At 50.0% G+C, this 21,232-nt stretch carries 21 protein-coding genes and 1 tRNA gene; 10 read left to right on the top strand and 12 right to left on the bottom strand.

Annotated elements, in window-relative coordinates:
• Positions 1-19: 19 nt before the first annotated feature.
• A complete protein-coding gene (purD, locus tag LRP54_RS04840; protein WP_231235201.1) occupies positions 20-1,336 on the bottom strand; it encodes a phosphoribosylamine--glycine ligase in 1,317 nt (438 codons plus the stop codon).
• Between the two features lie 292 nt (positions 1,337-1,628).
• Between purD and LRP54_RS04835 the strand changes: the two genes are divergently transcribed.
• The 4 genes from LRP54_RS04835 (at position 1,629) to LRP54_RS04820 (ending at position 5,487) form a co-directional block, all read left to right on the top strand.
• Positions 1,629-3,008, top strand: a complete 1,380-nt coding sequence (locus LRP54_RS04835) for an MFS transporter (protein ID WP_231235200.1) — start codon at positions 1,629-1,631, stop codon at positions 3,006-3,008.
• Positions 3,001-3,633 (top strand): hypothetical protein, encoded by a 633-nt coding sequence (locus tag LRP54_RS04830; RefSeq protein ID WP_231235199.1) that lies wholly within the window; start codon positions 3,001-3,003, stop codon positions 3,631-3,633. The genes LRP54_RS04835 and LRP54_RS04830 overlap by 8 nt, the downstream gene beginning before the upstream one ends.
• Positions 3,634-3,648: 15 nt before the next feature.
• Entirely contained in the window at positions 3,649-4,338 is a 690-nt protein-coding gene (locus tag LRP54_RS04825; RefSeq protein WP_231204097.1) for an MgtC/SapB family protein, read from the top strand.
• A 72-nt stretch (positions 4,339-4,410) separates the two neighbouring features.
• Positions 4,411-5,487 carry a LacI family DNA-binding transcriptional regulator gene (locus LRP54_RS04820; protein ID WP_231235198.1) on the top strand — a complete coding sequence of 359 codons (1,077 nt, stop codon included), beginning with the start codon at positions 4,411-4,413 and terminating at the stop codon, positions 5,485-5,487.
• A 272-nt stretch (positions 5,488-5,759) separates the two neighbouring features.
• Here the strand turns inward: LRP54_RS04820 and LRP54_RS04815 are convergent, their stop codons facing one another.
• Positions 5,760-7,595, bottom strand: coding sequence for a phosphoenolpyruvate carboxykinase (GTP) (locus tag LRP54_RS04815; protein WP_231204094.1), 1,836 nt, complete (start codon positions 7,593-7,595; stop codon positions 5,760-5,762).
• A 262-nt stretch (positions 7,596-7,857) separates the two neighbouring features.
• On the opposite strand from LRP54_RS04815, the gene LRP54_RS04810 reads away from it, so the two are divergent.
• The 3 genes from LRP54_RS04810 to LRP54_RS04800 are packed head-to-tail and all read left to right on the top strand — an operon-like array spanning position 7,858 to position 10,028.
• Positions 7,858-8,487 (top strand): DUF47 domain-containing protein, encoded by a 630-nt coding sequence (locus LRP54_RS04810; protein ID WP_231204092.1) that lies wholly within the window; start codon positions 7,858-7,860, stop codon positions 8,485-8,487.
• A gap of 4 nt (positions 8,488-8,491) precedes the next feature.
• Positions 8,492-9,553, top strand: coding sequence for an inorganic phosphate transporter (locus tag LRP54_RS04805; protein WP_331274728.1), 1,062 nt, complete (start codon positions 8,492-8,494; stop codon positions 9,551-9,553).
• A gap of 1 nt (position 9,554) precedes the next feature.
• Positions 9,555-10,028: a septum formation family protein gene (locus tag LRP54_RS04800; RefSeq protein ID WP_231204089.1), complete on the top strand. Its 474-nt coding sequence runs from the start codon at positions 9,555-9,557 to the stop codon at positions 10,026-10,028.
• A gap of 201 nt (positions 10,029-10,229) precedes the next feature.
• Here LRP54_RS04800 and LRP54_RS04795 read toward each other — a convergent pair whose 3' ends face one another.
• Positions 10,230-11,294 carry an NUDIX hydrolase gene (locus LRP54_RS04795; RefSeq protein ID WP_231235197.1) on the bottom strand — a complete coding sequence of 355 codons (1,065 nt, stop codon included), beginning with the start codon at positions 11,292-11,294 and terminating at the stop codon, positions 10,230-10,232.
• Between the two features lie 78 nt (positions 11,295-11,372).
• Entirely contained in the window at positions 11,373-12,005 is a 633-nt protein-coding gene (locus tag LRP54_RS04790) for a hypothetical protein (RefSeq protein ID WP_231235196.1), read from the bottom strand.
• A 42-nt stretch (positions 12,006-12,047) separates the two neighbouring features.
• Here LRP54_RS04790 and LRP54_RS04785 point away from each other — a divergent pair.
• Positions 12,048-12,120 (top strand) — tRNA-Lys (locus LRP54_RS04785).
• Between the two features lie 522 nt (positions 12,121-12,642).
• Here the strand turns inward: LRP54_RS04785 and LRP54_RS04780 are convergent.
• Positions 12,643-13,548 carry an EamA family transporter gene (locus tag LRP54_RS04780; protein ID WP_331274804.1) on the bottom strand — a complete coding sequence of 302 codons (906 nt, stop codon included), beginning with the start codon at positions 13,546-13,548 and terminating at the stop codon, positions 12,643-12,645.
• Positions 13,545-13,967 (bottom strand): peptide-methionine (R)-S-oxide reductase MsrB, encoded by a 423-nt coding sequence (gene msrB, locus LRP54_RS04775; RefSeq protein WP_231204083.1) that lies wholly within the window; start codon positions 13,965-13,967, stop codon positions 13,545-13,547. Before msrB ends, LRP54_RS04780 begins: the two co-directional genes overlap by 4 nt.
• 283 nt (positions 13,968-14,250) lie before the next feature.
• Between msrB and LRP54_RS04770 the strand changes: the two genes are divergently transcribed.
• Complete coding sequence (locus LRP54_RS04770) at positions 14,251-15,126, top strand: glycosyltransferase family 2 protein (protein ID WP_231235195.1); 876 nt, start codon at positions 14,251-14,253, stop codon at positions 15,124-15,126.
• A 29-nt stretch (positions 15,127-15,155) separates the two neighbouring features.
• On the opposite strand, the gene LRP54_RS04765 is transcribed toward LRP54_RS04770, so the two are convergent.
• The 4 genes from LRP54_RS04765 to LRP54_RS04750 form a co-directional block, all read right to left on the bottom strand.
• Entirely contained in the window at positions 15,156-16,061 is a 906-nt protein-coding gene (locus LRP54_RS04765) for a glycosyltransferase family 2 protein (protein WP_231235194.1), read from the bottom strand.
• A gap of 9 nt (positions 16,062-16,070) precedes the next feature.
• Positions 16,071-16,796 (bottom strand): ABC transporter ATP-binding protein, encoded by a 726-nt coding sequence (locus LRP54_RS04760; RefSeq protein ID WP_231204076.1) that lies wholly within the window; start codon positions 16,794-16,796, stop codon positions 16,071-16,073.
• Positions 16,797-16,828: 32 nt separating this feature from the next.
• On the bottom strand, positions 16,829-17,698 hold the full coding sequence (locus LRP54_RS04755; protein WP_231235193.1) for an ABC transporter permease: 870 nt from the start codon (positions 17,696-17,698) through the stop codon (positions 16,829-16,831).
• Positions 17,699-17,795: 97 nt separating this feature from the next.
• Entirely contained in the window at positions 17,796-18,014 is a 219-nt protein-coding gene (locus LRP54_RS04750; protein WP_231235192.1) for a hypothetical protein, read from the bottom strand.
• A gap of 112 nt (positions 18,015-18,126) precedes the next feature.
• Between LRP54_RS04750 and LRP54_RS04745 the strand changes: the two genes are divergently transcribed.
• A complete protein-coding gene (locus LRP54_RS04745; RefSeq protein ID WP_231235191.1) occupies positions 18,127-19,161 on the top strand; it encodes a glycosyltransferase family 2 protein in 1,035 nt (344 codons plus the stop codon).
• Here LRP54_RS04745 and LRP54_RS04740 read toward each other — a convergent pair.
• Both LRP54_RS04740 and LRP54_RS04735 read right to left on the bottom strand, forming a co-directional pair.
• On the bottom strand, positions 19,158-20,084 hold the full coding sequence (locus tag LRP54_RS04740; RefSeq protein WP_231235190.1) for a glycosyltransferase: 927 nt from the start codon (positions 20,082-20,084) through the stop codon (positions 19,158-19,160). The two genes, LRP54_RS04745 and LRP54_RS04740, sit on opposite strands and share 4 nt — an antisense overlap.
• A gap of 9 nt (positions 20,085-20,093) precedes the next feature.
• Positions 20,094-21,179: a glycosyltransferase family 2 protein gene (locus LRP54_RS04735; protein ID WP_231235189.1), complete on the bottom strand. Its 1,086-nt coding sequence runs from the start codon at positions 21,177-21,179 to the stop codon at positions 20,094-20,096.
• Positions 21,180-21,232 lie beyond the last annotated feature (53 nt).

Genomic DNA, 21,232 nt, shown 5'->3' with positions numbered 1-21,232 from the left:
CTCCGGTAGTGTCAGAGCTTCAGCTATTCAAGCTGTCTGGCCATGTGCCGATGTCGGTGCGGTAGTGTGTGCCGTCAAAGCGTATGGCATTGACAGCACGATAGGCGCGTTTTCTGGCTTCTTCTACAGTTGTGGCGCGCGCGGTCACGTCAAGTACTCGACCGCCTGTATTTACGAGGACTGTTTCGCTTTCTGTGCCGCAACAGTTCCCTGAACCTTGTGGATCTGGCTCATCGGTACGCAAACGTGTTCCAGCGTGAATGACGTGAACACCGTCAATTGTTTCAGCTGTTTCGATTCCTGTGATGGTTTCTCCTGTGCGAAGCGTCCCAGGATATCCTGCAGAAGCCATGACAACGGTCACTGCGGCTTCTTTTGACCATTCGGGTTTCGGATGGTCAATGAGTGTTCCTGTTGCTGCCGCGTAAAGAAGTGGAGCCAGAGGGGATTCAAGTCTTTCGAGGACTACTTGGGTTTCTGGGTCACCAAAACGCACGTTAAATTCAACGACACGTGTTCCTGCGCTCGTCAGGGCGAGGCCACAGTACAGTAGGCCGATAAAAGGTGTTCCGCGTTCGGCCATACGTGTGATGGTTGGGAGGGCTACTTCGCGTACCACTTCGTCAACGAGTCCGCTTGGCAGCCACGGTAATGGACTGTAGGCGCCCATACCGCCTGTATTTGGGCCTTGTCCCCCATCAAGTAAACGTTTGTAGTCTTGCGCAGGCACCAGTGGCACAACGGTTGTGCCGTCGCTGAGACAAAAGAGTGAAACTTCTGGGCCGTCTAGGTATTCCTCGATGACTACTCGCCCATCTGGGCGGGCTAGGCATGAGGATGCGTGTGCGTAAGCGGTGTGTCGGTCATCGGTTACGACAACGCCTTTGCCTGCTGCTAAGGCGTCATCTTTGACCACGTAGGGGGCGCCAAAGTCATCAAGAGCAGCTTCCACTTCTGTTTCGCTTACGCATGTGTATGCGCGGGCGGTGGCAACTGCTGCTTCATTCATTACTGTTTTAGCGAATGATTTTGAGGCTTCAAGTGCGGCGGCTGCTTTGCTGGGGCCAAAACAGGCAATTCCTGCTGCTCGTACAGCGTCAGCGACTCCGGCAACTAGGGGAGCTTCTGGGCCGACAACAACAAGGTCAATGGAATGTTCTTGAGCCAGAGCACTTACGTGTTTCGGGTCGCATGGGTCGAATGTTATGGGTTGCCCCAGGGCATCTATGCCCGGGTTTCCTGCTTGCACATACAAGTCAAGGTTACGGGAGGTACGAACCATTGCTCGGGCTAGCGCATGTTCGCGCCCACCATTTCCTACGAGAAGGACCTTCACGCCACCAGAGTAGCTTGTGTGAGCATGTGAGAAGGTTCTTATTCATCACGTGGGCATTCTTGTCTCATGCGCACTGTGTTTAGCAGCATCAGCTTAGGTGTTTCCGGATTTATGTCGTGAAAGTATCCCCAAGCTTTTTCGATATTTTTGAGGGCGTGGCACAGTTCTTTTATTTCCGAAAGAAAGAATGATTTTTCGCAGAATATAAAGGGTTGACGCGCGTAGACTACACGCGTAGAATCCATGTATTCATCCAACAATGAATACAGATACTCGACGAGGAGATCAACCCATGAGCACATATCGCACAAAATCCACCGGCTCACGGTTCCAAAATCGTGTGGCCGTTCTTTCTGGCGCAGGAATGTTCCTTGACGGCTTTGACGTATCCGTTATCGCCGTAGCCCTACCCGGACTGAAAGCACAGTGGGAAATCACAGGCACTATGGAAGGCATAGTCGCAGGTTCAGCCATTATCGGCATGTTCCTCGGCATGCTTTTCGGCGGCAAACTCACCGACACATTCGGCCGACGCAAAATGTACATGATTGACCTTTCAGGTTTCATCATTTTTGCCCTCCTTGCCGCTTTCACACAAAACGTATGGCAACTCATTGCGACACGCTTCCTCCTTGGACTTTTCATCGGAGCCGACTACCCCATTTCCTCATCCATTACCGCCGAATTCACCGCCCCTGAACGCCGTGGCCGTTTCATCATCTTCATGTCACTCCTATGGCAAGCAGGCGCATTCTTCGCTTACCTCACAGGTATCGCAATGTTCCCCATCGGCGCTTCCGCATGGCGTTGGATGCTCGGGCTAGGCGCACTCCTTGCCGCCATCGTCCTCGTCTTACGGCACGATGTTCCAGAATCTCCCCGCTGGCTACGCCAACACGGACGTATCGAAGAAGCTAACGCAATCATGGCTAATATTGAGCACCTCCAAGGCAACTACTTTGATAACAGCAGTGAAAAAGCCGCTCGCGCTCATAAAGGCACATCCGCCCTACACGGCACTTGGTGGGAACTGTTCTCGCCTCACATGATTCGTTCAACAATCTTTTGCTGCACATTCTGGTTCGCTTTCGCAGTTTCGTTCTACGGTATCCAGATGTACACGCCCTCCATACTCAAACCATTCACCGGCGGCAACCCTGTCCTCGCCTACGTAGGTTCCTCAGTCATTGCCCTGCTCGGTGTCCTCGGCGCAGCTATCGGCATGGTAACCGTTGAAAAAATCGGTCGACGCAAACAAATCCTCTGGTGCTTCGTCGGTATGGTCATCGTGCTCGCAACACTCGCACTCATCCAAAACCCTTCAATGATCGTACTTATTGTGCTGCTGTCGAGCGCTATCCTCTTAGCAAACCTTGGCCCAGGCGTTCTCAACATGGTCTACCCCAACGAACTATTCCCCACACGTTTACGCGCTTCCGGCGTAGGATTTGCCGGCTCAATCAGCCGAATCGGAGCGATCCTCGGAGTCACCGTATTCCCCATCATGGTTTCAAAGTGGGGTATGGCGAATTCAACGTGGCTTTTTGCTGGAGTCGCCATATTCGGCCTTATCATTTCCTTCTTCATGGCCCCAGAAACTCAAGGTAAATCACTGGAAGAACTCGAAGAACTCGCAAATAATGGGTGGAAAGAAGTACCCACGCATGCGTAGTTTTTTTGAAACAACCGAAGAAGACTGGACACACCCCGCAGGGCAGCTCCACTTCTACCTCACACCGCGCGAGGATTTTGCTGCCCTGGTGCATCCCTACGAGGAAGCCCTTGAAGCCAGTGAGCTTGTCGCATTGCAACCTTCGCAAGCACTCCACGCCACTGCTCAACGCCTTCCGTTTTTCGCAGATTCACCTCAAGCCGAGCGGATTGATGAATATATTGCTGCGCTCCACGCTGCCTTCTGTGAATGGGACGCACCCGCAATCACGTTCACAGCGCCCATTGTCACCGAGGACTCGGTGCTTTGCCCCTCAGACAACCTAGACATATGGGGGCGCTATACCAGTCGGATACGTCAATGTTTAACAGAGGTTTTCGGACCCGAGGGCACACATTTTGGTCCCGTTCCTCGACCTCACATCACATTGGCCTACGGTATTGGTAGTGGTGATTCAACAGAACTGGAAAAAACACTCCGCAATATCACTGCACACGAGGGACTTAGCACACAGAATACTTTCTATAGCCAACCCCTCGATCATCTTGATATTGTCACAGTTCACCAAAAAATCAGCGAAGGCACTTACCTATTCGACACGTTGAATCGAGTAGCCCTCACATAAAAGACAGGAGAAATCATGATCTACGCCGTGCAGCTGGGACTCGTCCTGCTGGCACTGGTCCTTTCCGCTTGCATCGGTTTGGAACGCCAACAACACGGGAAATCCGCAGGAATCCGAACCCAAGCAATCGTTGGCTTCACGGCGGCAATCATGATGCTCATTTCCAAATACGGTTTCCTTGACGTTGTTGGCGATGGGATCACAAAACTTGATCCTTCGCGTGTAGCCGCACAAATCGTCTCCGGTATCGGTTTCCTTGGCGCAGGTATCATCCTGACGCGCCACGGCACCATCAAAGGTTTAACAACTGCTGCAACTATCTGGGAAACCGCCGCTATTGGAATGGCCTGCGGAGCAGGGCTGTGGTGGCTCGCACTAGCTGGCACAGCCCTGCATTTCCTCGTTGTCTTCGCCATAGCACCAGGACTGATCTACCTGACCGCACGGATAATGCCTGACACCCACACTCTCCTCGTCGAATACACGCAAGGACACGGAGTTCTCGGCAACACCATCAGTCATATCACTCTACTTGGCTGGTCAATTGTCACCGCTTCTTCTACACGTGACCGTCAGGAAAATGATGTCACTGCTCGCCTGACAGTTCGTTCTGACCGCGGCCTCAATATTTCCACTCTCATCGCCGCTGTTGCCGATATTGAAGGAATACATGCAGTCAGTCTTGCTGAAACAGATGATGACTGATCTCCCACTCGCATCTGACCACACTCAATAGGTCATAATAAGAATCGGCGCCTAAGAGTTTGTGGAGTACGAATGCCCAATAAACGCCCTACCCGCGAAGATGTTGCACGCGAAGCCGGAACATCTGTAGCTGTTGTCACTTACACCGTGAATAACGGGCCACGGCCTGTCGCACCTCACACACGAGCACGAGTTCTCGCCGCAATTAAGAAACTGGGGTATCAACCTAACCGAGCAGCACGCGCCCTTGCGATGGGGAAAACCGGAACCTACGGCCTGATATTACCCAATATTACAAACCCTTTTATTTCAGAAATTGCTCACGCAGTCCAAGCGCGCGTACACCACGAGGGCTACACCCTGTTGCTTGGAGACTCTGCTGACGACCCTGCACGTGAACGCCGCTTTCTTGAACAGTTTTTCGCACACCAGGTCGATGGTATTTTTTACATGGGGACCACCGAAAAACTCGCTTTTGACCTTCTGAGTCATTCTCCTGTTCGCGTGGTTGTCTTTGAAGATTCACGTCTTGACGGTAGATTTCCTTCCGTTCAAATTGATGAGGCACTTGCCGTCCAACAGCTTACCGAGCATTTACAAGAACACGGCCATGAGCATATTGCAATGATGACAGGGCCAGACGGCATATGGAATTCACATCTGCGTTTACGTGGCTGGTGTCAGGCAACCGGTTATGACGCTGATTCTGCGTTAGTCACGTGGCAGGCTTATTCGCGTTTTGCCGGGTATCAGTGGCTCATGGATGCCCATGAACGTGGAGCCCTTCCCACCGCACTTATTACAGGGAATGAGCGTCAAGCAGTGGGTGTCCTCGCTGCGTGCGCAGATTTAGGTATGCGAGTCCCTGAAGATATGGCGATTGTTGCAGTTAACGGTTCTTCACATTCAGGTTTTACTGTTCCGTCTTTAACCTCAATCCGTCAGCCGCTGGATGCAATGGCGAATCAGGCATTTGCACTTTTACATGACCCTGACCTTGCTCACGACACACAGGCACATGTTTTTGATTTCGATATAGTTACCGGCCAATCATGCGGTTGTATCAGTATGGACGCGCCTTCACGTCATGCTATTGCTTCGTGGCGTACACATGATTCTGGACGTTTAGACTCTGTTGCCGGCTTGTAGTTTTCCCGCTCTTTTCTTCTATATGAAGGCATAAGCACACAATATTTTGCCGTCTCAAGTGACTCTACCTTTTGGGCTATACGCCAGCCTTTTGCTCGCTACCCCTAACCGCTCCCCCCTCATGCGCTAACGCATTATTTAGGGTAAAGCAGAGCATATGCGTGTTGCCCCGATCACTCACATGATCGGGGCAACACACTATATGCAGTTTTCTTCGCAGTGGCCTAGTCACTGCCTTTCAACAGCGACTGTAACTAGGCCACATTGAAAACTCAGGCCTTTGCGGCAGCGATACGCTCGCGGAACTTCGCCAGCTGTTCGCGGATAGCTGCAGGAACCTTGTCACCAAACTGTGCGAAGTATTCCTCAGTATCATCCATTTCTGCTGACCATGCATCAGGATCAATGGCAAAGAGCTTCGCCCAGTGAGCCTCATCAATGTCCAGTCCGTCAAGGTTGAAGTCTTCAAACTTCGGGTAACGACCAGTCACACCGTCAATTGCTTCAACTTCACCGGTGGCGCGGCGAACGATCCAGTCCAGAACACGGGAGTTTTCGCCATAGCCTGGCCACAACCAGTTGCCGTCTTCATCCTTACGGAACCAGTTCACCTGGTAAACCTTCGGGAAGTTTTCGCCCAACTTGTCTTGCATTTCCAGCCAATGTCCCCAGTAGTCAGCCATGTTGTAGCCACAGAAAGGCAGCATTGCGAATGGGTCATGACGCAGCGAACCTGCTTTAACGTCTGTTGCAGCAGCTGTCACTTCGGAAGCCACAGAAGCACCGATGAACACGCCGTGAGCTGGCTCGTACTGTTCAGCAACAAGCGGAACGTTGGTCGCGCGACGGCCACCGAACAAGATCGCGTCAACTGCTACACCCTGAGGAGCTTCCCAGTCGGAGCAGATAATCGGGCACTGTGCGGCAGGTACCGTGAAGCGGCTGTTTGGATGTGCAGCCTTTTCGCCTGACTCAGGAGTCCAGTCGTTACCGTGCCAGTCAATGAGGTGAGCCGGAACGTCACCGTCAATGCCTTCCCACCACACGTCGCCGTCATCAGTCAAAGCAACGTTTGTGAAGATGGAGTTGGCTTTCATGGTTTCCATAGCCATCGGGTTTGTGTCGTAAGAAGTACCCGGAGCCACACCGAAGAAGCCTGCTTCAGGGTTGATCGCGTAGAGACGGCCATCTGGTCCTGGACGCATCCATGCAATATCGTCGCCCACTGTTTCAACTGTGTAACCAGGAATGGTGGGTTGAAGCATAGCGAGGTTGGTCTTACCGCAAGCTGAGGGGAAGGCTGCGGTGACGTGGAACTGCTGGCCAGTGGTTTCACGGGTCAGGCGCAGGATGAGCATGTGTTCAGCCATCCAGCCATCACGACGAGCCATTGTGGAAGCGATACGCAGAGCGAAGCACTTCTTACCGAGCAGAGCGTTACCGCCGTAACCGGAACCGAAAGACCAAATTTCGTTGGTTTCAGGGAAGTGAGTGATGTACTTTTCTTCGTTGCAAGGCCATGCGGTATCTTCCTGGCCTTCTTCCAAAGGCACACCTACAGAGTGAACTGCAGGAACCCATGGCTTACCTTCAGCGATCAAATCCATTGCAGCTTGACCCATACGAGTCATGATGCGCATGTTGCAGACCACGTAAGGAGAGTCAGAGATTTCGATACCCAGCTGAGAAATAGGGCCACCCAATGGACCCATGGAGAAAGGAACCACGTACATGGTGCGGCCCTTCATTGCACCTGTGAATTTCTCTTTCAGGGTTGCTTTCATTTCCACGGGATCTGCCCAGTGGTTCGTCGGACCAGCATCTTCTTCTTTTTCAGAGCAGATGAAGGTACGAGATTCAACACGGGCCACGTCTGAAGGAAGTGAGCGAGCGAGGAAGCAGTTGGGGCGCTTTTCCTCATTCAGGCGTGTGAAAACACCTGATTCAACCATGAGGGATGTTAAACGATCCCATTCTTCTTGGGAGCCGTCGGCGAATTCGATGGCGTCCGGTGTAGTAAGGGCAGCAATTTCAGCAACCCAGTTAAGAACATCTTCGGGAGCGTTTGCCGGAGCGGCTGCGCGCACATCCTGTTCAGTCACGGACATATTGCCTCCTGAGGCACTCGGTATTTTTTGGGCACGCGAAAGTGTCCATCGTCTACATGTCAATATTGACTGATTCTGACGCAAAATGCGCGGGCAGTTGGTCCCGACAAAAAATGTGTCAGATCACACAACTCACCCTATTTGCTCACTTTTATCCACACTTTTCCCTCTCATCGACAGATAAAAAGTGCCCAATACGCCCCAAGTGCCCTAACCTGTATATGCCCGATGTATCTGTTCACTTCTCACTTGGAGGACACTCATGGGTATCCGAAAGCCCGAAGGACCCACGTTCTTCGACATGCTCACCAGTCAGGCTGAGCACCTTGTCACTGGCGTTGGCTTACTTTCATCCATCCTTGGATCTTCACTTCAAGAGCAGGTCGCAATCCGCGACAGGCTTCACGAAGTCGAACATGCCGCTGATGAGATTAATCACGATATTATCCAGCGCCTCAACCAATCATTTATCACTCCATTTGACCGCGAAGACCTGCAAGAGCTCGCCTCATGTTTGGATGACTGCATGGACCTCATGGACGAATCAGGGGATTTATTCGTCCTGTATGGAATCCATGACATTCCTGAACAGATCATGACACTCCTGACCGAACAAGTCAGCGTCTTGGCTCGTTGCGCTGAACAGACAGCCCAAGCGATTCCTGACCTGAAAAATCCACTATCGCTACGCGACTACTGGGTGGAAATCAACCGCCTAGAAAACGATGGTGACCGGGCTTACCGTCACACTTTGACTGCACTCTTTGATTCTGGTCTTGATCCCGTCACGATCATTAAACTCAAAGACATCATCGAAGTCCTCGAAAAATGTTGCGACGCATTTGAGGACCTCGCTAACACCATTGAAACCATCGCGGTAAAGGAGTCCTGACCTCGTGGACATTAACCTCGTCCTCGTGGTCATGGTGATTGTCATTGCCTTAGCTTTTGACTACACCAACGGATTCCACGACGCAGCAAATGCTATTGCTACTTCAGTTTCAACCCGCGCACTCACACCACGTGCCGCACTCATTATGGCTGCAGTAATGAATGTGATTGGCGCTTTGCTTGGAACAGAAGTAGCCAAAACCATCGGGCAAGGCATTATTGATATTTCGCATTACACTTCTTCAGCAGATGTGGGTATGCAACGTGAAGGCCTTGTCATTGTCCTCGCTGCCCTTCTGGGTGCGGTGGCGTGGAATCTCATCACATGGTGGTTTGGCCTTCCTTCCTCGTCCTCACACGCGTTAATTGGGGGACTTGTCGGTGCGGGCTTAGTGTCAATGACAACGGTTCAGTGGGGCGGCATCACCGCTCATGTCATCATCCCCATGTTCACCTCACCGTGTATTGGCTTTTTCTTTGGCTACATCATCATGCGGATCCTCATGAGGTTCTTACGGAATTTGCCATACCACCGCACGATGCGCCAATTCCGTATTTTGCAGACCGCCTCGGCAGGCGCAATGGCACTTGGACACGGCTTGCAGGATGCTCAAAAAACTATGGGCGTCATCGTTATGGCTCTGGTTGCTGGAGGTTACGGTCATACCCACAATATTTTTGATGAGGCAACAGGCGATCTCACTGTTCCCTTGTGGGTGAAAATTGCCGCAGCACTCGCAATTTCAGCGGGAACATATTCAGGCGGTTGGCGAATTATGCGTACCCTCGGTCGCAAAATCATCGACTTGGATCCTGCTCGCGGTTTTGTCGCAGAAACAGTTTCCGCCGGCGTGCTGTATATAGCGGCTTTTGCCCTCCATGCGCCGATTTCTACCACTCACACCATTACCTCTGCAATCCTTGGTGTGGGTGCCACACGTCGTTTCTCGGCAGTACGTTGGGGTGTGGCTGGCAATATCGTTATCGCTTGGTTCTTGACTTTGCCTGCGGCGGCCGCAGTTGCTGCTGGCATGTTCTGGGTTATACGACTTTTCGTAGGGCCATAGGATGCTTTTCTCGTTGACTGCCAATAAGCGTCGCCACCGTTGCACTTTTATGCGCGTGGCGGCGCTTATGTGTCTACTCTCCGGTGTAGCTTTTTTATTTTCCGCTTGCTCGCACATATCAGTTACTGATCTCCACGTCGGTCAATGCATTGATATGCCGGGTGAAAATGAAACAGCTTCCCTTTCCACTCGTCATTGCTCTGAGCCGCACACGGCAGAAGTAATTGCGCTCCTGCCTATTGACGCTTCGGATCTGCCATCTGTTTTTGAACTCGATAAGCAGGCTCACACCGCGTGCAGCGCAGAGTTCACACAATATGTAGGTGTTGATCCTGAGGATTCACTTTTAGAAATCGCATGGTTACGACCGACACCTGAATCATGGGCCGCAGGCGACCATTCGCTGACTTGTGTTGCTCGTTGCGCTCAAGATTCACCTCTCCTGACTCGTTCTGTTGCTCAATCACACATGTGAGCGCATATATCCCACGCCTGCTTATCACCTATCAGCAAAGAGGCAACTAATCGTTTATCGCACTGTTTATGCGTAACTGGTAGGGGCTTCGGTTTTTTCTTTACCTGCGCGCTTACCCATCGATGAAGTAGGAGCGAAGAAAGTCGCAGCACCACCCCACTGGCTCGAAGTGAATATAGTGCGTAGCTGGTCTGTATTTTTTCATTCCTGTGGGGTTATTTTTACCCGTAAAGCGTGGTGTTCACGAGCAATAATTTCAGGGCTATCCGTATGCGCAATATGGGCAACAATAAAGTCCGCAAAAGTATATGTGAGGATTTTTTGCTGTGACGTGTCCCGTTGAGGAGCCAGTGTCGCTGCTTCCAGAGGCCCCACAAGGCTATGCAGACACTCATGATCTGCGCAAACAACAGTAGGAATATGCGGCTGGGCGACCAGTTTTTCCACCACCTGCTGCGCTTTCGACGCATCGGCAGTAATAGCTTCATAGGAAAGTTCCGCCAGCTTAATGACACGTCCTTGCGAAAGCGCAACCCACGGCCCTAAAGTCGCGGTGCAACTGGCCTGCGGCGATGTTAAAGCTGCTTCAATACCGAATGCTGAAAGTACGTCGCTGATCCGCAATGCCTGATAATTCCCTAAGCGGCTTAACGGTAAAGCCTCAGGTGTTCCCTCCCACAAGTCTTGAGGAATAGTTGCCGCATTCGAAAGCAAAGCAAGCGTGGATGTGACAAGGGTACCGTTTTGCGCGCGTGCGAGTAGTTCTTGCAAAAGTCGTCGATCACCACGGCGTGTCAGAAGTTCATGGGCTTGGTCAGGGGAAAGCCATTGCGCCTCGTCAATTTCACGCGACGATGCGTGCTGTACAGGACGGCGTGCGCGTAAAGGCACTGGCCCATCGTGAGTGAGTGTGTCCGTTGAATCAGACAGAGGCGTGCCTACCCAGTAAAAAACTTCTTTTGTTTGTCGAGTTCCTAGGCGATACCGCTGAGTGGTCAAAGGGGCCCACAATCGAACGGCATAACCAGTTTCTTCTTCCACTTCACGCACAGCGGCCTGCGCGAGAGGCTCTTGAGATTCTGATTTGCCTTTTGGCCACGACCAGTCATGGTATTTAGGCCGGTGTACAAGCAGAACGTCTATATCTTCTGCTTGAATTTTTTCGCCCGTAACCAGAGGCCTTTGTCGATCACGAAAACGCCACACAAGTGCACCAGCTGCACGCACAAGATGCGACGGCACAGGAGCAGGACGAGGACGAGACACCATCTAAGGGTATCGGTCCTACGCATGACCTGCATCCGAACTGACTTACTTCACGTATATTCCAAAGCTCTGCGCTTTTCATTCAAGGCGACCGTGAGCAGCTTCTTGTGCAGAACGTTCCAGTTCTTCTGCTGTCCGCACTAAAGCGTGTGAACGTAATGTCACAGGATAGGCAAGCGGGTCGGTAATATCTTCAATCCAGCTTCCCTCAGGATTATTTCCCGCAGCAATAATTCTCATCACACTTGAAGTCCACAGTAAAAGATTTTCGAGGTCGTCATCTGTTAGTTGTCCTGCAAATAAGTGTTCTAATTCATTGAGAAGCGCATTCAAACTTCCAGCGCTATGACGAGTTTCATATTCACCAAGGTCGTATTCTTGCAGTCCTAATTCATACAAGCGCGTCACCACATGCAAGTCACGCACGCACCATTCATGGAATAGGTATGAACGCCACAACGCCCCCGGCAGCGTAAATTCCGGGCTACGTGCCCAAATATGGGCAATAATGTCCACTCCTTCAGTCGCAATTACTTCATGGAGGCGCTGAATCACTTCAGGTCCGAAAGTGCTATCGCTCACATTCAAAATGGCCCATGCGCAGGCGTGAGCAAGCGCAGATTCCTGCGCTGGGTCAATATCTCCTACCAAAGATTCTGTTTGAGCAGGAGTCAAAATAGCCGGTCGTCGTGGACGCCGATTTTCGACCACGGGGATCACCTCGTACAATAGTTAGCGTACCCTTAAGGGGTTGGGCCTATAGCTCAAATGGTAGAGCAGCGGACTTTTAATCCGTGGGTTCGGGGTTCGAGTCCCCGTGGGCCTACAAAACCAGCTCTCATCTGCACGGATGGGAGCTGTTTTCATACTTACCCTTTCTTTCAGTCACATTACTTCACGTGATTTTTATTCGATGTGAAACATGCGTATTAACTGTATACGCATGTACGCGAGGCCAAGTATGTCATCAAATAAAAACCTCTCTTTCCATCCAAAAAGCGGAACAATACCTCCACGTTTAACAGTTACGTTACTCACAACACTGGCACCACAAAATCCTCTCCCACCATTTTCCACAGACAAGTACCCCCACCTTCCCTGCAGTCACTGTTAATCTTCAGATCAGCAGCCCCACTTATCGGATTCACAACTGACAGCAGTTTCGTTGGTTTTGGGCTTGAACGGGCAGCCGCAACAGCTCTGGCGGCTCCTTTGCCCCCGGGGGGGGGAACACTCAAACCTCAAGGCAAGCCATATGATGCGCTACACCTTTAGCTGCCCCTCGGAGTAAATAACTAAGGCGCAACTCATGGCAATTGTCATGGAGGTGGGTAGGGATTCCCGCGCGTCACCCCTTTGTAGCTGAAGATGAGGACTGACCAGAAGGAACATCCTGACGTGAAGCCAACCACACAGCCACAGAAATACAAACCAACCCCACAAGCTGCCCTATGGTAGGAACCTGCCTCAGCAGGAAAGCTCCGATCACCGCAGAAGTTGCCGGCTCTAAAGCCGCAAGTAACGAAAATGTTGAAGCCGACAAACGACTCATCGCAACTGCTTCCAAAGTGAAAGGTAAAGCTGTCGACAATACGCCGACAAGAATAACGCTCAGCAACAGCGAAACATCATAGAGCGCTACACCTGCACCTGAACCAAGGAAAGGGGCATATACGAGGCAAGCTCCCGCACATCCTAAAGCCAAATTCGTTACTGCTGAACGTTTCGCTGCAATTTTCCGCCCAAGGACGATGTAACAGGCCCAAGACAAACCTGATAGCCCCGCCCACAGCAAACCTGAAATCACAGCAGGATCGCCCGTATCAACCCCAAGCCCTCCAATACATGCCACGCCCACACATGCAAGGAGCGCTGCCACACGCACCGACCAGCCACGACCACTCAACACCGCAACTGCTACTGGGCCAACAAATTCCAACGAAACAGCAGCCCCTAAAGGCAAAGTCACCAGCGCCTGATAGAAAGCCGCATTCATCGTCAAAATCGTGATACCGAAAAGCGTTGAACGCGCAAAATCAGCCCATGTGATACCTGATCGCCACGGCCTGCGCCATGCAACCAAAATAACTGCTGCTACTGTCACACGACACCAAGCAACAGAAGCCGGATGCATCACATGAAAAAGGCTGATCGCTAAAGCTGCTCCCATGTACTGCGAAAGCGCCGACCCAATGATTAGGCCTGACGGCGGTAGGTGGCCAACCCCTCGATGTAGGTGATACGACAGATTCACTGGGGATCAGCCGGTGTAAAAGTAAGGCAGACAGAGTTCATGCAGTATCTTTGTCCGGTGGGCTGATCTGGTGCGTCATCAAAGATATGACCAAGATGACTATTGCAGGTAGCACAGCGAACTTCTGTGCGCCTCATACCGTGGGAATTATCTGTAAGAAATACGACGGCTCCTTCTTTTGCTTGATTAAAGCTGGGCCACCCACAATGTGAATCAAATTTTGTTGAGGAGTCAAAAAGTACAGCCCCGCACCCTTTGCAATGGAAAGTACCTACACGATTTTCGTTCAATAATTCGCCTGTGAACGGTCTTTCTGTGCCTGACTCACGAAGAACGTGATATTCCATTGGATTTAAGATTTTGCGCCATTCATTATCTGTGCGTTCGGCAGCTGAGCGTAGTGAAGGAAAGTTCTCCATAGTGCGAGTCCTCACAATGAATAAATAGTGATGGAAACAAGTGTATATACCTGTTTTACCAGAGATTTGTTCCTCTTTTCTTTTCAGCGACCTATCAGGCCATTCTTCATATATGCACTCATAAGTAGCGGAAGCCCAGAAGGGTACTTCTTTGCCTGTTTTTTCCTTTGCCCATATGTATCGTGCGGCTTTATTCCTCGTTAAAATTCACGTTAATTGATGAGGTGCTAGACTCGCCTCTATAGTTGCCTGTCGTAAAACTTCAGCAATTTGGAGAATAATTATGAGCCGCCCACTTGTCAGTATCGTCATGCGCACAAAGGACCGTGCAGTACTGTTAACCAGAGCAATCGCTGACTGCGCGCAACAACGGTACGAAGACTTTGAATTAATCATCGTCAATGACGGCGGCGCTCCAGAACCTGTAGATGCACTTCTTGAAAAACATTCAGCAGCTCTGAAGGGGCGTGCGCGAGTATTCCATAATCCGCAATCTTTAGGTATGGAAGCGGCCTCAAACCTCGCTATTTCGCACTCCGCAGGTAAATATATTTGTATTCACGACGACGACGATTCGTGGCATCCTTCTTTCCTTGAAAAATGTGTGAATTATTTAGAGGAAAATCCAACCGCCGGTGGTGTCGCAGTACGTACACAAATCATTCACGAAAAAATCGAAGGTAACCGTGTCATTGAGCTCAGCAGAGAAATCGCGTGGCCGGGGATTTTTCAGTTTTCTTTATCAAAACTGATGGAATCAAATATTGCTGTCCCTATTTCCTGCATGTACCCACGTGCAGTCATTGATGATCTCGGTGGTTTCCGTGATGATTTGCCGGTGGTAGGTGACTGGGAATTCCACATCCGTTTAGCAGCGAAGTATCACGTGGAATTTATTGACGGCGAACCACTTGCCTACTGGCATCAGCGCCGCACACAAAAAGGAGCGCTCGGTAATTCAGTTTTCGCAGGAGCCGACAAGCACGCTTACTTTGATCTGCAAGTACGTGACGAGTACCTGCGCGATTTCGTAGAACATCACGGTGTAGGGGCCTTGCTGTGGCAAGCAGCGATGTTCAATGACCTGGCGCGCCGACGTGAAACTTTCTTTTCATGGGCAAAAATGCGGGCCCGTAACTTCCTGCGCCATCGGAAGTAACACGCCCGCATCACCGCACGGCTAGGCCGCTACTTTTGCTCTGGGTATTCAATGCGTGGGCGTTGGAAGAATCCTTCAAAAGCCGCTTTCGTCAGTTTCAGTTTTAACTTACGGCTGACTGGGGCTCCACGCAGTTGTCGATATAATCCAGCAAAAAGGTCAACAAGGATCCGTGGTTTACGCAAGGATATGCCGGCGGACACTTGGTTTCGTGCCCCACGCGAGTACTTCCAGAAGTTCGCTTCGGTGACTTCTGACCAAAAAACCCCTTTATTTTCTGGGGTGAGGTGATCCACGTACGAGTCGGTAACGAATATGCCTGGACGCCACTTTGACAGGCGGTAGGTGTACTCGGCGTCATCGAACCAAATGAAGTATTCCTTGTAGGGGAATCCACAGTGAGCGACAGCTTCACGGGTCACCAAGCAGGAAACAAATGAGGCGCAGTCAATGTCAATCCAGTTTTTCTGGTAAGGCACCGGTCGCACCCAATCCCATGTGGGAGTGGGGAAATTCATTTCACATGCGGAGCCGTCTGTCCATAAAACCATTGAGGCCGCGTAGGAAGGCATATCTCCCCCGCGAAATTCGGCGGCATCATGCAAAGTGGTCACTAGTTTTTCAAGTGCTTCTGGACGTGGCGCGGTGTCGTCATCCATCACCCAGAACGCGTCATAGCCTTCTGTGTAACCGATTTTTATTCCGGCGTTAAAACCACCAGCGCCACCAGTGTTTTCGGCTAAACGATGTACCTGAAGGCTCGGCGCACTATCACGTGCAGCCAACATATGTTGAGTGTCATCAGTTGAGGCGTTATCAACCACAATGATTGCTGCTGGCGCGTAGGTTTGTGCTTCAAGTGCCGCCAGAGTTTTTTGTAGGAGCTCGCACCGGTTATAGGTGACAACTACAGCTGCAACCCGTAATTCTTTCATTGTTTGTCCTCAGCCTTCATTACGCATCCGTGCGACACATTCTTTCACAGGTCCGTCAAGGACCATTGTGCCACGCTCAAGCAAAATTCCACGGTCACATAGTTCACTCACCATATTCAAGTCATGAGAAACAATGACTAGCGTTTTACCTTCACCTTGGAGCTGCCGAATACGTTGAATACATTTACGTTGGAATGGTTCATCACCAACAGAAAGAATTTCATCGATTAAAAAGACATCCGGATTCGTGTGGATGCATACAGAGAATGCGAGTCTGAGGAACATGCCTGAGGAATAAAATTTCACCTCAGTATCAATGAATTTTTCAATTTCAGAAAAGGCAACAATTTCATCGAAGGATTCTTCAATTTGAGCTTTCGTCATCCCTAAAATCGCACCGTTAAGAAATATATTTTCGCGGCCGGTGAGATCAGGATGGAACCCAGCACCTACCTCGATAAGACCCGCAATTCGACCGCGATAACCAACGGTCCCCGATGTTGGCTGTAAAACACCTGAGATGAGTTTCAGCATTGTTGATTTACCTGAGCCGTTGAAGCCCAGCAATGCCACGCTTTCGCCTTTCTTAATGTCAAAAGAGACATCATCAAGGGCGCGGAAGTAGTCAGTTTGCGCTTGATTACGCCGAGTAAATCGCCAAACCAGTCGATCTTTCAAAGTATGCGTATGACGAAGTGAGAATTCTTTTTTCACATGGGAAACATGCACTGCCACATGTGTACTGTCTTTAATGTGCTGAGGATTCATCACAACTCCTGTGCAAAATTTCCGTCATAATGCCGGAAAGTTCGCTCTCCTAGAACAAGCATTGCCAACGAAATAACGCATCCAATGGCAACCCACATACCAAAATGCGGAAGTAATGATGCGTGCACTCCGGCTGTGGGATGCCAGAATGCGTAATGAAAGAGTTCAACGCATACGCTTAATGGATTACTCATGTAGACATACCAGAGCCAGCGCAAAGGGCCTGTAAAAACTGCATCGACCATAGTCCACATGTACAGGACCGGTGAAGCCCAGGTCGCAATCATGAGGAGCAGATCAACAAAGTTCTCTGTATCGCGGAACATGACATTCAAGGCTGCGGCGCACAGGCCAAGCCCCAATGCAAAAAGGGTCATTATGACAAAACCCGCAACGATAGCTAAAAGGTTCAAAAACCCTGGTCGCCACCCAAAAAGGAGCGCCCCTACGGATAAGATCACGAGTTGCGGAAATAAGTGAACGATCGCCACGCGCACACTGGAGATAGGGAATAACTCGCGCGGCAAATAGATTTTTCGTACAAGCTCTTTATTTTGAACAATTGATCGTGTTGCTTGTCCGAAAATCTCGCTAAAGTAGTTAATGAGCACAACACCTGAAAACATGTACACCACGTAGTTTTCAATTGCACGGCTCATTCCCATGAACTTACCAATTGCAACATAGAAAACCAGGAATTGTGTTGCAGGTTTAGCGTAGGACCAGAGCATTCCCAAGTAGGAACCACGGTAACGGATACGTAATTCTTTCTTGACAATCAAATTCAGCAGGTATCGCTGCTGAATAACTCCCCAGAGTCCTTGTGATTTACCAGGTATCGTAAATCCAGAAAGGTTTCCTGCTGCCATTAGTCTTGACTTCTCATTTCACTCGTCGCGCTAGGAAAATGTGGCGCGATAATACTACCTACATAATTCCATACTGAAACGGTTGCCATGCGCATATTCATCGCTTTACATAGGTAGAAGGTCCAACAAGTGACATATGAAGTTTACCTTCCGTCACTTGAGAACATGTTCGCACCTGACCGTTACTCTCATACACATTCACATGATTGTCGGCATCCTCGCCAGCAAAAAAGCCTCTTTTATGAACAAAGTGAACGGGTTTATTCACCAGCATCTCGCTTTCTTGTGGTGGCGTTGTGAAGTGTTCTGCCTGCACACAGGCATAATACCGGATGAAATTTCACCTACTGTTCGGTTGCACCGTAACTTTTCCCGTCGATATGATTAAAACCAAAGCTCGTCCAAAGCTGTGCCAAGCGGGAGGAAACATGAGTTTTCCGCAAGTATCAATAATCCTTCGCACTAAGAACCGCAACCGCTTTTTACGGCGAGCGCTTGAATCGATCGATTCCCAAGTATTCACCGATTACGAATTGCTCATTATTAACGATGGCGGCGCAGAAGAACCGATAGCGCAACTTCTGGCAGAAAAGAGCGTCTTATCGCAAAAAACTCGCCTGATAACGAATCCAATCTCTCGTGGGCGAGATGGTGCCTGGCGGCAAGGTGTTCACGAGGCTTCAGGTACTTTTTACGCTGTACATGACGACGATGATACGTGGGACCCTGAATTCCTCCAGAAAACAACAGATTTCTTACATGCGCATCCGACACATAGTGCCGTTGCAGTACGTCTAGAAGTGATTGCTGAAGAACAAAACGGTGACGATTTCACCGAATTATTCCGTTGGATATACCAGCCTCACGACAATTATCTTTCGCTTGGTAATTTCCTGCGAGCAAATAAGACTGTTCCTATTGCGACGCTCTACCGCACAGAAGCTGCTCGTGAAGCGATGCCTGAAGGAAACTTCCCTGTCGTTGAAGATTGGCTACTGAACCTCAGTCTTGCTTTGAAAGGTCCTTTTGGGTTTATCGAAGGTAAACCGCTCGCTTTTTGGCATCAACGCCCCAATGATTTCAGTGCCGATACGGGGAATTCCATTACTTCATTATCCCAGTTGCATCAACAGCTTGATTCACAGATACGCGATACGTATTTACGCGAGTATGTCAGCGAATATGGTTTGGGATTGGTACTGCACCTCAGCGGTTTACATGAACGTCTCTCATGTAAGCTCGACCGACAGGAAAGAGAAATAGCTGACCTGCACCGGCAAATGCAGTCTTTATCAGAAGAAATTCGCACGTTGAACGAATACCGCCACACGATAGCTAACCTTTCACAGCAAATGCAGACCCTCATTGAGGACCTGCGCACTATCCCGCGTCCTGTTCATACGATGGTGCGCCTCAGTAGTGCTGTTATTCGGAAGGCGCGTGGGTGGAGGCACCGCAACTAGCCGCGTAAAAAGCGCTTATGGCCTGTAAAGTTTTTGCGTAGGCCTGCCCAGATTGCGCTCACTGATATTTTCCACCGTGACATGCTGGGAACTACGAATGTGTAGAACCAAGCGGTTTTCACCCAGAAACCAATGACATGTAATATGCTGCGGTATTCCAGAAGGTTCACCGTGTTATTGCGTGCCATGCAGTAGTGTTTCAAATCGCTGGGTGAATGATTGTACGTGGTTTTACCGAACATCATGGGCGCACCTAAATCATCGGTAGCTGGATGCAGGAAATGTGCATCAACTACTGTTGCTACTCGCGCTCCTGCCCTTGCTGCGCGCCACAGATATTCAACGTCGTCACCCCAAATAAAGAATTCCGCACGGGGCACACCGATTTTTTCCACAAGACTACGTTTTACCAGTACGCCGTTGAAAGGAATCACAACACCTTCCACACTTCCTGAGTTTGAATATTCAACCAGTTCAGCGAGTGTGCGTGAAGCGGTGGCATGACGTGGTACTCGCACAGGGAAACAGAGTTTTTCTGGATTTTGTTCAGCTAAAACAGCGGGTCCCCAAAAGTCAAAATCGTTTCGGTATTCAAGGAGGGTGCCTAAGCAGGCAAGGTCTGGGAGTCCATCATCGTCCATCATCCAGGTCAGTTCGTAACCTAAAGAATATGACCATTCAAGTCCGACGTGGAAGCCTCCTGCGCCTCCCATATTTTGTTCAAGTAGGTGAACTTTTACTCGCTCATTGTTGAGGGCGCTTAGCCATTGGGGTGTGCCATCGGTTGAGGCATTATCGACTATGAGGATCGCGTCCACTTCTTGTATGTCAAGCAGTCGCGGAATTAGTCGTTGGAGGTAGGACAAACGATTGAAGGTGACAACAACCGCTGCTATCTGCATCTGTTTTTTCTGCTCACCCACGGTGAACTCCTAACGATTTGCTTTCAATACCGCGAATAGCTTCGTGAAATGCCTTTTGACAAAAGAAATAAGTTTTCCTTCACATACGATCAAAGGAACAGATTTCCAGCGTAATGGCAGCCACATAATCCGACTGTACGTGCTTTGAGGTCGTGCAATACGTAAACATTCAATTGTTCGTTGAGCTTGCAGAAGTTCGGCGATTTCTTTACGTTGTTCTGTTTTTTTGAGAACTGACTGGGGGCTGAGAATGTTTTCAAAGCACCCGAATAGCCGTTCAATATAGCGGCGCGCAATCATTTCTTGCGCATCAGTATTTTCGATTTCCCAATGACGGTACAGGTCTTGCATCCACCGGTCTTCTTCAATTCGTTTTTCGGTGACACCTGGGCGATATTTCGCTGTTTCGCTTTCAGCTCGGGCGCGAATGAAATGGTAGTAAGACTTCTCGGTGACGCAGACTGTGTCAATGTTACGAATCACATCAAGAACAAAAGGAAAGTCATCCCAAAATGTCGGGGTGAAACGAATCGAATGATCTTCGAGGTAGCTTCGTAAAAATAACTTATTCCACGGGGTGTACAGTAAGTTCGCGTCAAATAGCTGGTGGGCATTCATGCGAAAATCTTGAGGCCCCACGTAGTAGCGTGTGGGAACACTTTTTATTTCGGAATGAAAACGTGACTGAGAGTAGTACGTGTCGATGTAGAATCCGGCAACAACAAGCTGAGCTTGATTATCTTCAGCGATTGTGAGCATATCCGCGAGCATCGTGGGTTCAGCCCAGTCGTCACCATCCATGAAGTAGACGTATTTTCCTACTGCTCGATCTAATGCGAAATTACGAGCAGCAGGTGCGCCACCATTTTGGTTGTGAAAAACAGTGATTCGTGAGTCTGTCATCGCATAACGATCAGCGATTGTGCCGGAGGCGTCCTTGGAGCCGTCATCAACTATGAGGAACTCAAAATCTTGGCAGGTTTGCGCTTGTACGCTTTCAATCGCACGAGCGATGAAGTTTTCAACACCATACACCGGCATAATGATGCTGATTGTTGGAGAACTCATCGTCTTACCACCATCCTCGTCATGCATTTACCTCCACTTATTCACTGTGTGAGGTTGAATGAAATGACCTCATTACATTC

This window comes from Schaalia sp. lx-100 (assembly GCF_021083625.1).
Taxonomy (GTDB): Bacteria; Actinomycetota; Actinomycetes; order Actinomycetales; family Actinomycetaceae; genus Pauljensenia.
Note: the sequence above shows the minus strand (reverse complement) of the source record. Positions and strands in the feature narration are given on the sequence as shown.